This is a genomic window from Martinezella calliandrae (assembly GCF_030272695.1).
Classification (GTDB): domain Bacteria; phylum Pseudomonadota; class Alphaproteobacteria; order Rhizobiales; family Rhizobiaceae; genus Rhizobium; species Rhizobium calliandrae.
In genome coordinates this window covers 147,328-159,799 of record NZ_JARFYN010000005.1, presented here as the reverse complement: position 1 = coordinate 159,799, position 12,472 = coordinate 147,328, and the positions used below count along the sequence as shown (strand labels likewise).

Here is a 12,472-nt window from a genome sequence, read left to right as displayed (position 1 = left end):
CCATCGCTTCGGTTGAATACCAGGGCACACGAGTTCGTTTGCCCGAACGGCATTACGCTCTCCTAGAATTTTAAAACCCCGAACGGTTCAGACTGCTCAAATTGGCCTCAGGAAATTTGCAGTCTTGCCGCTGGCAATGCGATCACTCCGGTATTCAGGAGTTCCGAGCCGGTGGTCCAGTCGTCCCGGACGCCCGGATTGCTGGATCAGGCCGATCGGGATGAACGCGGGCTCCGACGACAACGGCGCTTTCACCGCGATCAAAGCCATCCAGAAAGTGAAGAAGCCCCGCCATCACGGCTTCCAGATAGGGCCGTTTCGACCCGCCTCGGTCCGATCGCCCAAAATTGTCTAGTTCGTCGATGGCCAGGATTGACGCTTTTCGTTTGCGCGAACGTGTTGTTGGCATCGCATACTCCTGCGATTTCAAGACTCCGGTAAAGTTGGTGTCCGGAGATCCGATTACTCGGTGATCATGGCACTTGGAAAAATGATCATCCCAGTAGTCGGGCTCCAACTGCGCCCCGAGGCCATACCAGCGTGACAGAGTGCGTGCCACACCGCGATGGGGGTCCAGATAAAGCAACTGGCTTGAACATGCCGCCCGTCCGTCCCGAATGCCGGGATGTCCGAGTGGCCTGCCAATAAGGCATGGCAGGCTCCTGAGCCCTATTCGTCCAGCGATCGATTGCCACCTGTGCCGACCTCGAGACGTCACATTCGTCGACGATTTCGAGATCACCTGCCAGCCCCTTAGGAGTCCGGCGAGCGCCAATCGGGACGTTCCAAAACAATTTCGGGTATCCGATTCGTCCTGTTTCAAAGCTGACCTCAAATCATTGATACCGATTCTGCCATCACTGAGTCCCTTATAACGACTTCTTGAGGTTTTGGAAGACCTCAGACGTCACTTATTGACAATTTCGGCTGCGACCGGCTTTTCGACGTAATGAGAATACTGGCTCCTGCCGAGGCTCTCCGAGCCGCTCGCGCGCTTCTGAACCTTTCGCAGCGTGGCGTTGCGGAACGGGCAGGCATTTCCCAAAAGTCGCTCTCTGTTGTCGAGAATTCGAGCTATCTGCTGGCGGACACAAACTTGCTCCTCGTAGACTTCTATCTCGCGAACAATATCCAATTTCTGGGCGAGGCATCGATTGGTTCGGAAATCACTCGATGTGGGGTTAGATGGGCAGCTCCAAGCTCGCAGGTAACCGGAAAGGCACTTGAAGGTCTCCACGCGATGGACGTCGCCGTATCGTTTAAAGCGGCACGAGCCTTCCTCGGCAGAGAGCAGACGGATGTAGCCGCGGCCGCAGGATTGACACCTGCTGCCGTTAAAGGTCTGGAAGCTGGCAAGACGTGGGCCGAGTCCTACCAAACGCTAGTGCGCTACTACAAAGCTGAAGGCCTCGAGTTTACTGGATGGGGTGACCCGTCAACTGGGAAATACTACGGCGTTGGCGTCCAATGGGGTTCGGACAAGGCCCGGTCTTGACCAGTGTTTTATTATTGTTGGGCGGTTAAGTAGCGCCTCTACGGCAATTCACGTGGCAGGCTTTTCTAAGAACCACGCTCTCGATGCGTCAGCCCCTAGCACCTTGGTTGGCAAGCATTGAAGCGAATTCAATAACGCCTGATTACTACTGCGTGCAAAATGTTACAGAGCAACAACCTGGCCTCGGGAATGTGGTCCGGGGGGCGAGGCCCTGAGTTGACGACGGTCAGGTTGCACGCGCGCGGTCGACCTCCCCACTACAGCACGGTGCGTCCATCGCACCGACCCGCATTTGTCGGATCCGCCCGGGCGTGGCAGTTCGCCGTGCACTCGGCTGCACGAGGTCTCGCGTCCGGACGTACCCGCGAGGCATGGGGTCCGCGGAGCTCCGGGCCCGGCGCGTTTGCCCTTGGTCCCTTGGTCACAGGTAGCGTGATCCGAGTTTGGGTGTTTGCGGAATCGGGTGTACAATTTTCCAAAGCAACGCCCGCCCGCGGGTTGCCCGGGTGTTCGGATCGTCTGTCGGCCAGGCCTCTCCGGGCCAATGAACGGCGTTCGCCGAATCGGGCACTTTTGCCGCCCAGACTGCCGCCCAGTTTTCCGCGTCGGTCGGGCCGTCCTGGCTTATCCCGTCTGCGATCGGATCGCGCTTCAGGGTCGAACCACCGGCCAAGCGGTAGAGCACCGCTTTCTCGCCCTTTCCAACTGAACACGAGCAGGCTACGCCCAGGTCACGCTTCTGCAACTTCTTGATTATTCGGCGTTTTTTGCTATAGTTGGCGCTGGCGGAGAGTCCTCAAAAGACTCCGATCCGCCGCCCAGAAACGCCGGCGACACGGGCAGGCGCGGCGAAAACTCTGGAAAAAGTGGTGGGCCCGGAGGGACTCGAACCCCCAACCAAGCGGTTATGAGCCGCCGGCTCTAACCATTGAGCTACAGGCCCAGCACGACTAAAAATGATCGCGCATGCAGCGCCGGGGCAATGGTTCCCCGGAAGCCGATCTGGCTCTAACCCAATTCGTCTTTTCCCACAAGGGACTGCCGCAATACCTTCACAATCAATCCGCAAAAGCGAATCCCAAGGAAACACCAACCAAGGAATGAGCCATGCCCATAATGAAAACCAGAGATTTTGTTTTTACTGCTCTTCTCGGCGCGACTCTCCTAGTGCCCGCCACCCATGGTTTCGCAGAGGATGCAAAACCGCGCGAGGCTATCATCACCGTCACCGGCGAGGGGCATTCGGCCATTGCGCCGGATATGGCCGTTGTCACGCTCTCGGTCGTCAAGGAGGCGAAAGCCGCCCAGGACGCGCTCGACCAGAATAACAAGGCGATGGGCGCCGTGCTGGCGACGCTGAAGGACAGCGGCATAGCCGAACGCGACCTCCAGACATCGGGCTTCTCGATCCAGCCGCAATATCTTTATCAGAACGACAAGAATGGCCAGCCACAGCCGCCGACGCTGACCGGATACCAGGTGACCAACGGCCTGACGGTGCGCGTGCGGGACCTCTCCAAGCTCGGCGCCCTCCTCGACAAGGCGGTCAACCTTGGTGTCAACCAGGGCGGCGATATCCAGTTCACCAACGATAAGCCGGATGCAGCGCTTGAAGAAGCCCGAAAGAGCGCGGTGGCCGATGCCGCGGCCAAGGCAAAAACCTTGACCGAGGCGGCGGGTGTCAAGCTCGGCCGTGTCATTGCGATCAACGCGGGCGCCATCGTCACGCCGCCGCAGCCGGTTATGCGCTCCATGGCCATGGCGCCTGCCGAGAAGGCGGTGCCGGTGGCGAGCGGCGAAAACACCTATAACGCTTCGGTCAGCATCACCTACGCAATCCAGCAATAGCCGCAAACAAAACCGCCCTTCGCTCAGGTCCGGAAAGACCGAGCAAAGGGCGGTTTCGCGGCTCCCACCGGCAAAGCGAAAACATCAATCGGTGGCCGTCGGGCGCAATGCGCCCGCAGGCGGTCTCAGCGGCCGATCAGCGGGCAGCCGCGAACATTGGCGAACATCATCGTATCCGGACCACGGCGGCCAAAACCATCGACAATGACGCGACGCGGCGTCACGTCGACCACGCGAGCGCGGTGCAGGCCGTAGCTGCGGGCCACATCCATGGCTTCTCGCGGATCGCAGCCGCGACGGTCGTAATGCGGCCGCGGGGCATAGTAATCCGGCGGCGGCCGATGGTAACCTGGGCCGATATAGACATCGACACCCTGAGCGGAAGCATATTCCGCCGTGCCCGACAGCACGGTAACGGTGATCGCAGCGGCGATCCCCAACTTAGCCAGCAATTCTTTCATTTGTCCTCCATGGAACGAGAAGCCTCTTTCCCAGTCGTGCCGCATCTGCTGAGCGAGTGCCTTGGGAGTAACGACGCGTTTCTGAACAAGTCCAGAATCAGCCGTTGACACGCTGTTCAGCTACAATGAAAGCAAAAAAGAGGCCAGAGGCGGAGTCACTGCGCAACGGAAAATGAAAGCCGCCCTCTTTTGTGAGAACGACTTCATTAATCTTGGAATATCGTCAAGACGGCACGACATTGACCTTATATATTCATGCTACCTGCCGTTGCAACAGTTCGAAATCAACTACGGATCAACGGGCAGCCAGGCTCGTTCGCGAAAACGACGCGGTTCGGACCATGGCGTCCAACACCTTCTACAACGACCCGCCGCGGCGTGATGTTCTCGATATGGGCGTGACGCAGGCCCATGGCGCGAGCCTTCTGCACGGCAGTAATTGGCGAGCAGATGCGGCTGTGACGGCTCGCCGAAAGGTCATTGGCCGACGCCGTCAATACAGTGGCTGCGGTGGCGCCGAGCGTGACAAGAGCTGCAATGCCTGCCTTGGCGAAAATACTGGTCATGAGTGTTTCTCCTTCAAGTCCCGCTATGGGTCGTTGCAATCCCGGTAATTGGCCGATGCTTCGGGCCGATGCCCTTGGGATTGGAGCCACCCTAGGTCAGCCAATCTGAACCGAACGCGAATTGGCGGTTCAGATTGTATTCAGAACAATTAACAACCGGCAGTCGGGAATATTCGGGAGTTCAGGCAGAGAGGTGCAGAACGATTTCGCGCCGATGCGGCCGGTCGCGATGCTCGAAAAGATAGATGCCCTGCCATGTGCCGAGCGCCAGACGACCGCGCATCACGGGAATACCGATGGAAACCTGTGTCAGCGCTGCCTTGATATGCGCCGGCATATCGTCCGGCCCCTCCGTGGTGTGTATGATCCACCGCATCGACGGGTCGGAAGACGGTGGCACGAGCCGGCGGAAGAAGGCGTTGAGATCCGTCTTCACATCAGGATCGGCATTCTCCTGAATGAGCAGGGAACAGGAGGTATGGGGAACGAAAACCGTCAGCAACCCCTCACCCGTTCCCGAGCTCGTCGCACGGACGAAATCCTCGGCCTGCCCTGTGAATTCGTAGAGCCCTTGACCATGGGTGGACAGGGTAATGACGGCCTGCGGCATGACATATTCTAACTACGATCACAGTGGTCTGTGTGAAATCGGTCGCGGCGGCCGGAAGGTCAAGCCCGGCCGCCGCCGGGCTAGATTAGAGCTGCAAAAAGATATCGAAGCCGCCGTAGATCATGCGCTTGCCATCGAAAGGCATGCTCGCCATCTCGTCCTTCAATCGCGTATCGGCCATGACCTTTTCCATTACGGCATCCCGCTGCTGACGCGATTGATAGGTGATCCACGAGAAGATCACCACCTCGTCTTCCTTCGCCTGCACGGAGCGCGGAAAGGATGTCAGCTCGCCGTAAGGCACATCATCCCCGATCGACTCGACATAGCTCAGCGCGCCATATTCCATCCAAATATCGCCGGCCTTCCGCGCCAACGCCTTGTAAATCTCAATCTTGTCTTTCGGAACGGCAATAACAAAACCATCCACATAGGCCATAGCAGTCTCCCTGTTCTGTAATCACACGCAAAGGACGATAGATCATAGCGCGATCCGACATGGGATGCACTTTTCCAATCCAATCACACTAATATCGCTAGCCTTACGCGCCCGTTGCGTCCGTTCTCCCTGCGGGTAAGCTTGGCGTTGCAGACAACGACAACAATGGGGCGATTAATGACGATCGAATTCAGGATCGATCCCTATCCTGACAACAATGCACTCAACGCCTTACGGGCGGCGGCTTGGAACGAGGCTGCCTCGCGCGATTTCTCGCCGATCCTATCGAGAAGCCTCGCGCATATAGGCGCGTTCGATGGCCTGCGCCTGGTGGGCTTCGTCAATGTCGCCTCAGACGGTGGCACGCATGCCTTCATCCTCGATACCTGCGTCGCCCCGGAATTCCGTCGACGAGGAATAGCGACCAGACTTGTCGAAATGGCAACGAATGTCGCGCGCGACCGCGGCGCGGAATGGCTGCATGTCGATTTCGAACCGCATCTCACCGAGTTCTATCGGCGCCTGGGCTTGGCGGCGACGGAGGCCGGTTTGATCAGGCTACTCGATTGACGGCGATCGCCTCTCAACCAACTGCGTTGACCCGAGCCATTAGCCAGGTACGAAACAGCACCGCTGAAGGGTTTTGTAGGGCATTTGGCGGATAGAGCAGATTATAGCTGACGGCTGCGGGTTGAACCTCCACGAAGCAGCGCACCAGCTGCCTTCGGCAATGTCTTTCGCGACAAGGGAACTGCGAACCAGCGCGAAGCCGAGGCCGTCTCGCCATGCTGCAAGCATATCCGCGAAGGTCTCGAACAAAGGTCCGTTCTCCGCCGCTTGCGCGATATCGAAATCTGCCATCCCGTCAGAGTTGACATGGCCAATCACCTGTTCGTACCAGCGCTGCCAATCCAGCACGGTGTGCCGCATGCCGGTATATCGCAGTAGAGGTGCTTGCCTTATGGCATTAGGCTTCGGAAGCCGCCCAAACAGTTCTGGCGAGCTGACGACGAATTCCTCGTCCGCCCCTTCAATTTGCCGGTCAAACGTGCCATATAGCAGCTAGACAGTCTAGCTAGATTGGAGCAAATCGATGGAATGGCAACTGCAGGACGCCAAGAACCAGTTTTCGAAAGTGGTGCAAAAGGCGCGACATGAAGGACCACAGATAGTCACCCTGCGCGGCGAGCGCACCGCGGTTGTGCTCTCCGCCCGCGACTACGACGCACTGCGCGCCGGACGGCCGACACTCGTCGACGATCTGCTCGGCGGTCCGGTCTGGGATGATGAACTCGCCGATGCGATCGAAACCCGCACCAACACCCCCAGCCGCGACGTGGCGTTCTGATGTATCTGGTCGACACCAACGTTATTTCGGAGGCGCGACGCGGCACGCCGCAGGCGGTATCCTGGCTGCGCTCGGTCGACCCACTCAGTGTCCATCTGAGCGCGCTGACGCTCGGCGAGATCATGCGCGGCATCGCGCTGAAGCACAAATCCGATCCGAAGGCCGCCGCTCACCTCAGCGAATGGCTGCGCAAGCTGCGCCACGATCATGGCGACCGCATCTTGCCGGTGACCGACCAGATCGCCGTGGAATGGGGCCGCCTTGCTGCCATTCGCCCCCGCGGCGATATCGATGGTCTGATAGCCGCGACGGCGATCGTCCACGACCTGATCCTGGTAACGCGCAACATCAGGGATTTCGAGGATAGGGACGCATTCGTGATCAATCCGTGGGAGACCTAGATATGAGCGGTGCCACGGACGTGCGACCGGCAGACAACGAAATTGCGTTTCCTGCCGATGCGGCGGATGACAGCAATCCGACCGGTGCTCCCCCTTCTATCGCGAAGGCGACCGGCGCCCCGGCCATGCATCTCGAGCGCCTCGCCGATCGCGCCCGGGCTACGTCGAGGGGGCGAGTTCCGCCAACAGCCGCAAGGCCTATGCGTCCGACTGGAAACACTTTGCCGCGTGGTGCCGGCGCTCCAACCTTCCTCCCTTCCCCCCGGATCAGACTATCGGCCTCTACATCACCGCCTGTGCTTCCGGCGCTGCCGGGCTCGACGATATCAAGGATGATCCATGAAACCGCGAACGGTTGGCGTCGCTAGGACTCGAGGCGTTCGGCGCTCGCATATCGCGCCGATGGCCGTGCCGATGTCGCCGACATCACGTCAGCCCTTAAGTGTTTTGACCTTGGTCAGATCCGGAAAAATCCACATCCAGAGCAGGACGACCGCGACCGTGCCGACGCCGCCGACGATGCCGGTGAGAACCGGGCCAATTGCGCTGGCAAGCATTCCCGATTCGAATTCGCCGAGCTGGTTAGAGGTGCCGATGAACAGCGAGTTCACGGCGTTGACACGGCCGCGCATGTTGTCGGGCGTCAGGAGCTGCACGAGCGAACTGCGCACGACGACGCTGACCGTATCCGATGCGCCGACGATAAGCAGTGCTGCGACTGAGAGGATGATGTTGCTCGAGAGCGCGAAGACGATGGTCGCGATCCCAAAGACGAAAACGGCAAGCAGCATCTTCTTGCCGACATCCGTCTCCAACGGTCGGCGCGCCAGCCAGATCGACATGACCAATGCACCGATTGCCGGCGCGGCGCGCAGCAGACCGAGACCCCAGGGACCGGCGTGCAGGATGTCGCGCGCAAACATCGGCAGCAGCGCCGTGGCGCCGCCGAGAAGGACGGCGAAGAGATCGAGCGAAATCGTGCCCATCATCACCGGCCGGCTCTTGATGAAGGAAACACCGGCAAAGACCGATCTCAGCGTCACTGGCTCGCGCGACGACGGCTGTTGTCGCTCGACGCGGATCGAAATGACGCTGAAGCTCGCGATGACGTATAGCAAGGCGGACACCGCGAAAGGCGCGATCGGACTGACGCCATAAAGTAGGCCGCCAAGCGACGGCCCGATGATGAAGGCAGTCTGCATCATCGACGTGGAGGTGGCGATCGCCATCTGCAACATCGACGACGGCACGATATTCGGCAACAACGCGGCCATGGTCGGGCGTTCGAAGGCGGTGGCGGCGCCCATGACGGCGACGGCGGCGAGGATGCCGGCCGGACCGATCCAGTGCTGCCAGATGGCAACCGCAAGGACCAGCGCCGTCAAGGCTTCGATCAACTGGCAGACCAGGCCGATGCGCCGCCTTTCGAACCGATCGGCAAGCTGGCCGACGATGAAGGTCAGGATCACCATCGGCAGGAACTGGCAGAAGCCGACCAGGCCAAGAAAGAAGGCACTATGCGTCTGATCGTAAATCATCCAGCCCATGGCAACGGTGACCGACTGGAAACCGATGGAGGAAAAGACGCGAGAGGCAGCGAAGGAACGATATCCGGGGTGGGCGAGCACGCTTACCCGGTTTTGACTTTGCAGGGTGTCCATATGTCTTTCTTCTGGTCCGGATGTCGCCTCGCGGACCAAACTTTATGAGCAATATGAAATATTTATCTATGCCCCCTGCTCTGCCCGAATGCCGCGCTTGTCAACTGCATTTTTGCCTGGATCTTCAATTTGCCGTAGAAGCGCCAAGACCCAGAGCATCGCGCTTTCAGGCGAAATCGACTAAAAGCGGACAAGATGCTCCAGATTCCAAAGACTAGAGCGACCTTTGTGCGTTCATGAACGCATGTCGCTCTAGAGATCAAATCGTGGTGAAGAGCTGCTGAGCACCCCGGTCTTCGCGTCGACCGACCATGCGCCGGCCAATTCCGTGGCAAGGGTGGAGATCAGTCTCGGCACATCATGGCCGGCCGTTTCATGCATGGCCTCAGCGACGATCAGCACGGATCGCGTATCTTGCCGAACGGCGGAAAGGCCACTTTGCCTGTTGGTCCAGCGCCGTGCATGCGCCCGGTCCGCGCTATCGGCAAAGATCACCTCGCGCGGCTCCGGATATTCCGTCTCGCCGGCAAAGGTCAGATAGCTCTCTTTGCCAGTCGCATGCCTGACTTCGAGATCGCCGGAAATCTTTGCAAGATCGAAGACGGCGATAGGTATAGCAAAGGCGATCGAAACGGCGTTACAGAGGTCAACCAGCGGATGCAGTTGCGGCAGCGATCTTTCCTGGCGGTATCGCCGGAGCAAAGCCTCGGAAGCGCAGCGATATTGCGTCGGCTTCAGTCCCATTTTCGAGAAGGTGCGCCGCCAGGCTTGGATCTCGGGCATCTCGCCTTCCGAACTTGCTGCCAGACGCTCTTCGGCTATCTGATAGAACTTCGCGATAGGGTCAGCGAGAATAGCACCCGCGGCGATCCCTTCGACGAAGAGTGCGCCGGGAACCAGATCGGGGAATTCGTTCCACATCTCATTCGAATGGCGGAAATACATGGCTTTTCCTTCTGCGCGGTTTTGACTTGGAGCAGCAGAAAAACCCGATGCGGGCATCCGGTCTTGAACGAAATTGCAGATGCTTTCAGCGCATCGTGTCAGCATAGATGCGTGGCGACACACCAAAATTGCGCACGAAAATCCGTGTCATATGGCTTTGATCGGCAAAGCCGCTGGCAAAGGCCGCTTCCGCCAACGGCATGCCCCCAGCAATCAGCCGCCTTGCTCCATGAATGCGGCGCTGAACGAGATAGGCGTGCGGCGTCAGTCCGGTCGCCTTGGCAAAACCGCGCAGGAGCTGGAAACGGCTGAGCCCGCTCACCTCGGCGAGATCGGCCAAAGTCAACGGTGCCGCCGGGTCATCATCGATGAGTTCGCGGGCGCGCATGATCGCGGCGGGAGCGTCGATAAAGCCGTCCTGTCGCCGCTTTTCGCGCATTACGTCCGCGACGATCGACAACAGCAGTCCATCGCGCTGCAGCGTGGTTTGCGGACCATCCTGGACGATCACCGTCGAAAAAAGTGTCCTGAAACGTGCTGCCGCCAGCCCGTTTCGAATGACGGGAGAAGGAAATTCCGAGCCACTGGCGTCACCTCGGCCCATATCGCCCAAAAGATCTGTCATCAGCCGTGGATCGAAATAGAGCATCGACCAAGCCCGGCTTTCCCCAACCGGCAGCCCGTCATGCACCTCATTCGGATTGAGAGTGATGACGTCGCCTGCTTCAGCCCGCACCATGCCACGCCCGCTCAACGATATCTGCGCGCCGCGCTCGATGACGCCGATGCCGAACTGATCATGTGTATGCCTGGGAAAACTATGTCCCGTCTCCGCCGTCACCGCTTCGATGCCGGCGACCGAAGAGCGGAATATCCTGAACTGGCCGGGTTTCATGCGTGCCGCCCGTCCAGTTTGTCGAAATCCGTCATCTCAACGCTTGGCCGGGCAGCAATACGCGACCACCATGACACCAATTTCGAGTGATGCGCGATCATCTTCCGTCCCTCAGGCGCCTTGCGAAAATAGTCGAACATCGGCGCCACGTACAAATCGGCAAGCGTCAGATCCGGGCCGCAGAGCCACTGCGTACCGTCTATGAGTTCGCAAAGGGCGGCAAGGCTGATGGCGGCTTTGGAAAGGCTCGCCGCGATCCGCTCTTCGTCGGCGGCAACGCCCTTCGCCGGCTTAGAGACCCGTTCCACATAGACCCCCCATACCAAGTGAGGATAGAGGTATGCATCGGCGATGCTGACGATCTGGTTCATCCGCGCCCGCTGCCGAGGGGTCAAAGGCTGCAGGCGCGGCCCGTCGAATGCCTCGTCGACATAGCGTGTGATCGCTGCCGTCTCATAAAGCCGAAAATCATCATGCTCGAAGGCCGGAATCCGGCCGAATGGATGCCGCCCCAGATAGGATGCCGAAGGCCCGCCGTCGGCGAAAATATCGACCGGCATCCTCTGATGATCGACGCCTTTCTCGAGCAGCGTTAGCCGCGCAATTCTCACATAGACGCTATAATCTGCGCCAAACAGGCAAGGCTTTTTCATGTCGCAACGCCATTTAAGTTCATCAACCGGCATTTTTTCGGAGGGGGGCGCTGCGGTCAAGGCGATCGCTCGTGTCTCAACCTTCCCGTGCTCGCCGCGCCTCATAAGCCTTGAGATGCGCATAAACCGTCTCCAGCATGAAATAGGACGGACGCTTTACAGGATCGGCACGGGCCAGGAGATCGCCGATGATCTGGTCGCTTTCGATCCGGCCATCGGCCTCGATGTCGCGCAACATCGAAGCGGTGATTGGAGAGCCCGCGCGCGTCAGATTTTCGCGGATGCGTTCTTGCGCTGCCTTGGAAAGTTTAAAGCCGTGGCCGGCTGCGATCTCGGCGCATTCGTCGATCAGCTTCAATGCCAGATTGCTGGCGCCCGCCGCAACGAAGTCGCCGATGGAGCAGCGCATCAGGCAAGTCATGCCGGCTGTCGCCGCGATGAAAATCCACTTCCCCCACATGTCGCTGAGGATTGTCTCGCTCGCCTCAGCCGTAAAGCCGGCCTCGGCAAAGACCGTGGCTATGGCTTCTATTCTCGCCGTCATGCCGCCGTGGCGGTCGCCGTAGGTCAGGCGGTGGATATCGTTCATATGCAGGATCTCGCCATCTCGCCCGATGGTCGTTGAGATGAAGCAAGTGCCGCCGAGCACCGCTTTGGGCCCGAACCTCGCCTCCAGCCGGTCGAGATGCCCCATGCCATTCAAAAGCGGCAGGATCGCCGTTTGCGGTCCAACAGCCGGTGCGAAGGAGGCAATGGCATCTTGGAGATCGTAGGCCTTTGAGCTCAGCAAAATCAGATCGAAGGTTCCGCCGACATCATCGGCCGTGACGAGTTTCGGCGCGGCGATATGGGCGTCACCGAGCGGGCTGCGGATGACAAGGCCCTTCTCGCGCAAAATCTCCGCCCGCTTCGGCCGCACCAGAAAGGTAACGTCACGTCCGGCCGCTGCCAGCCTGCCTCCGAAATATCCGCCGATAGCGCCAGCGCCGACCACGAGAATACGCATACTGAAATTCCTTTGGCTTTAGAGAAGGAATTTCAGGGTCGCCAAAATCGAAGGAAGGTCAAGCAACGAGATGACATGGCTGGGACGCGATGGGCGCAAGATGCACCGCTACCCGGTCAGCCCCCGCTGGCCGGGTTTATGCAT

General features: G+C 59.3%; 17 protein-coding genes, 1 tRNA gene and 1 pseudogene. 6 read left to right on the top strand and 13 right to left on the bottom strand.

The genetic code is table 11. The features are described from left to right. Positions 1-154: 154 nt before the first annotated feature. Positions 155-409: an AAA family ATPase gene (locus tag PY650_RS37330; RefSeq protein ID WP_432761490.1), complete on the bottom strand. Its 255-nt coding sequence runs from the start codon at positions 407-409 to the stop codon at positions 155-157. Between the two features lie 540 nt (positions 410-949). On the opposite strand from PY650_RS37330, the gene PY650_RS05820 reads away from it, so the two are divergent. Continuing rightward, complete coding sequence (locus tag PY650_RS05820; protein WP_285878090.1) at positions 950-1,495, top strand: helix-turn-helix domain-containing protein; 546 nt, start codon at positions 950-952, stop codon at positions 1,493-1,495. 421 nt (positions 1,496-1,916) lie between these two features. On the opposite strand, the gene PY650_RS05815 is transcribed toward PY650_RS05820, so the two are convergent. Together PY650_RS05815 and PY650_RS05810 are read right to left on the bottom strand one after the other, a co-directional pair. Then, entirely contained in the window at positions 1,917-2,240 is a 324-nt protein-coding gene (locus PY650_RS05815; RefSeq protein ID WP_285878089.1) for a hypothetical protein, read from the bottom strand. Between the two features lie 122 nt (positions 2,241-2,362). Further along, positions 2,363-2,438: transfer RNA gene (locus PY650_RS05810), tRNA-Ile, on the bottom strand. 164 nt (positions 2,439-2,602) lie between these two features. Between PY650_RS05810 and PY650_RS05805 the strand changes: the two genes are divergently transcribed. Continuing rightward, positions 2,603-3,343, top strand: a complete 741-nt coding sequence (locus PY650_RS05805) for an SIMPL domain-containing protein (protein ID WP_285878088.1) — start codon at positions 2,603-2,605, stop codon at positions 3,341-3,343. A 125-nt stretch (positions 3,344-3,468) separates the two neighbouring features. On the opposite strand, the gene PY650_RS05800 is transcribed toward PY650_RS05805, so the two are convergent. The 4 genes from PY650_RS05800 to PY650_RS05785 form a co-directional block, all read right to left on the bottom strand. After that, the gene (locus PY650_RS05800) at positions 3,469-3,804 is read right to left on the bottom strand and encodes a hypothetical protein (RefSeq protein ID WP_285878087.1); all 336 of its coding nucleotides are present in this window, start codon (positions 3,802-3,804) and stop codon (positions 3,469-3,471) included. Between the two features lie 284 nt (positions 3,805-4,088). Further along, positions 4,089-4,370 carry a hypothetical protein gene (locus PY650_RS05795; RefSeq protein ID WP_285878086.1) on the bottom strand — a complete coding sequence of 94 codons (282 nt, stop codon included), beginning with the start codon at positions 4,368-4,370 and terminating at the stop codon, positions 4,089-4,091. A 181-nt stretch (positions 4,371-4,551) separates the two neighbouring features. Beyond that, positions 4,552-4,980, bottom strand: a complete 429-nt coding sequence (locus tag PY650_RS05790; RefSeq protein ID WP_285878085.1) for a secondary thiamine-phosphate synthase enzyme YjbQ — start codon at positions 4,978-4,980, stop codon at positions 4,552-4,554. A gap of 85 nt (positions 4,981-5,065) precedes the next feature. Continuing rightward, positions 5,066-5,419, bottom strand: a complete 354-nt coding sequence (locus PY650_RS05785) for a DUF1428 domain-containing protein (RefSeq protein ID WP_285878084.1) — start codon at positions 5,417-5,419, stop codon at positions 5,066-5,068. A 177-nt stretch (positions 5,420-5,596) separates the two neighbouring features. On the opposite strand from PY650_RS05785, the gene PY650_RS05780 reads away from it, so the two are divergent. Next, positions 5,597-5,989: a GNAT family N-acetyltransferase gene (locus tag PY650_RS05780; protein ID WP_285878083.1), complete on the top strand. Its 393-nt coding sequence runs from the start codon at positions 5,597-5,599 to the stop codon at positions 5,987-5,989. A 39-nt stretch (positions 5,990-6,028) separates the two neighbouring features. On the opposite strand, the gene PY650_RS05775 is transcribed toward PY650_RS05780, so the two are convergent. After that, positions 6,029-6,349: a hypothetical protein gene (locus PY650_RS05775; protein ID WP_285878082.1), complete on the bottom strand. Its 321-nt coding sequence runs from the start codon at positions 6,347-6,349 to the stop codon at positions 6,029-6,031. A gap of 163 nt (positions 6,350-6,512) precedes the next feature. Between PY650_RS05775 and PY650_RS05770 the strand changes: the two genes are divergently transcribed. The 3 genes and pseudogenes from PY650_RS05770 to PY650_RS05760 all read left to right on the top strand — a co-directional run. Next, positions 6,513-6,767 (top strand): type II toxin-antitoxin system Phd/YefM family antitoxin, encoded by a 255-nt coding sequence (locus PY650_RS05770; RefSeq protein WP_285878081.1) that lies wholly within the window; start codon positions 6,513-6,515, stop codon positions 6,765-6,767. Further along, positions 6,767-7,168, top strand: a complete 402-nt coding sequence (locus PY650_RS05765) for a type II toxin-antitoxin system VapC family toxin (RefSeq protein ID WP_285878080.1) — start codon at positions 6,767-6,769, stop codon at positions 7,166-7,168. Before PY650_RS05770 ends, PY650_RS05765 begins: the two co-directional genes overlap by 1 nt. 2 nt (positions 7,169-7,170) lie before the next feature. Further along, a pseudogene (locus PY650_RS05760) lies at positions 7,171-7,481 on the top strand (integrase); the annotation flags it as partial. Positions 7,482-7,599: 118 nt separating this feature from the next. On the opposite strand, the gene PY650_RS05755 reads toward PY650_RS05760, so the two are convergent. The 5 genes from PY650_RS05755 to panE form a co-directional block, all read right to left on the bottom strand. Beyond that, positions 7,600-8,829: an MFS transporter gene (locus PY650_RS05755; protein ID WP_285878079.1), complete on the bottom strand. Its 1,230-nt coding sequence runs from the start codon at positions 8,827-8,829 to the stop codon at positions 7,600-7,602. Between the two features lie 252 nt (positions 8,830-9,081). Continuing rightward, positions 9,082-9,774 carry a B3/B4 domain-containing protein gene (locus PY650_RS05750; protein WP_285878078.1) on the bottom strand — a complete coding sequence of 231 codons (693 nt, stop codon included), beginning with the start codon at positions 9,772-9,774 and terminating at the stop codon, positions 9,082-9,084. Between the two features lie 85 nt (positions 9,775-9,859). After that, positions 9,860-10,669, bottom strand: a complete 810-nt coding sequence (locus tag PY650_RS05745) for an AraC family transcriptional regulator (RefSeq protein ID WP_285878077.1) — start codon at positions 10,667-10,669, stop codon at positions 9,860-9,862. Beyond that, the gene (locus PY650_RS05740) at positions 10,666-11,322 is read right to left on the bottom strand and encodes a glutathione S-transferase family protein (protein WP_285878076.1); all 657 of its coding nucleotides are present in this window, start codon (positions 11,320-11,322) and stop codon (positions 10,666-10,668) included. The genes PY650_RS05745 and PY650_RS05740 overlap by 4 nt, the downstream gene beginning before the upstream one ends. 76 nt (positions 11,323-11,398) lie before the next feature. After that, positions 11,399-12,328: a 2-dehydropantoate 2-reductase gene (gene panE / locus PY650_RS05735; protein ID WP_285878075.1), complete on the bottom strand. Its 930-nt coding sequence runs from the start codon at positions 12,326-12,328 to the stop codon at positions 11,399-11,401. Positions 12,329-12,472: the final 144 nt, after the last annotated feature.

Excerpts from the sequence above, each read along its gene's own strand:
- PY650_RS37330 (WP_432761490.1), bottom strand. The coding sequence starts at position 409 with ATGCCAACAACACGTTCGCGCAAACGAAAAGCGTCAATCCTGGCCATC.
- PY650_RS05820 (WP_285878090.1), top strand. The coding sequence starts at position 950 with ATGAGAATACTGGCTCCTGCCGAGGCTCTCCGAGCCGCTCGCGCGCTT.
- PY650_RS05805 (WP_285878088.1), top strand. The coding sequence starts at position 2,603 with ATGCCCATAATGAAAACCAGAGATTTTGTTTTTACTGCTCTTCTCGGC.
- PY650_RS05800 (WP_285878087.1), bottom strand. The coding sequence starts at position 3,804 with ATGAAAGAATTGCTGGCTAAGTTGGGGATCGCCGCTGCGATCACCGTT.
- PY650_RS05795 (WP_285878086.1), bottom strand. The coding sequence starts at position 4,370 with ATGACCAGTATTTTCGCCAAGGCAGGCATTGCAGCTCTTGTCACGCTC.
- PY650_RS05790 (WP_285878085.1), bottom strand. The coding sequence starts at position 4,980 with ATGCCGCAGGCCGTCATTACCCTGTCCACCCATGGTCAAGGGCTCTAC.
- PY650_RS05785 (WP_285878084.1), bottom strand. The coding sequence starts at position 5,419 with ATGGCCTATGTGGATGGTTTTGTTATTGCCGTTCCGAAAGACAAGATT.
- PY650_RS05780 (WP_285878083.1), top strand. The coding sequence starts at position 5,597 with ATGACGATCGAATTCAGGATCGATCCCTATCCTGACAACAATGCACTC.
- PY650_RS05775 (WP_285878082.1), bottom strand. The coding sequence starts at position 6,349 with ATGCGGCACACCGTGCTGGATTGGCAGCGCTGGTACGAACAGGTGATT.
- PY650_RS05770 (WP_285878081.1), top strand. The coding sequence starts at position 6,513 with ATGGAATGGCAACTGCAGGACGCCAAGAACCAGTTTTCGAAAGTGGTG.
- PY650_RS05765 (WP_285878080.1), top strand. The coding sequence starts at position 6,767 with ATGTATCTGGTCGACACCAACGTTATTTCGGAGGCGCGACGCGGCACG.
- PY650_RS05755 (WP_285878079.1), bottom strand. The coding sequence starts at position 8,829 with ATGGACACCCTGCAAAGTCAAAACCGGGTAAGCGTGCTCGCCCACCCC.
- PY650_RS05750 (WP_285878078.1), bottom strand. The coding sequence starts at position 9,774 with ATGTATTTCCGCCATTCGAATGAGATGTGGAACGAATTCCCCGATCTG.
- PY650_RS05745 (WP_285878077.1), bottom strand. The coding sequence starts at position 10,669 with ATGAAACCCGGCCAGTTCAGGATATTCCGCTCTTCGGTCGCCGGCATC.
- PY650_RS05740 (WP_285878076.1), bottom strand. The coding sequence starts at position 11,322 with ATGAAAAAGCCTTGCCTGTTTGGCGCAGATTATAGCGTCTATGTGAGA.
- panE (WP_285878075.1), bottom strand. The coding sequence starts at position 12,328 with ATGCGTATTCTCGTGGTCGGCGCTGGCGCTATCGGCGGATATTTCGGA.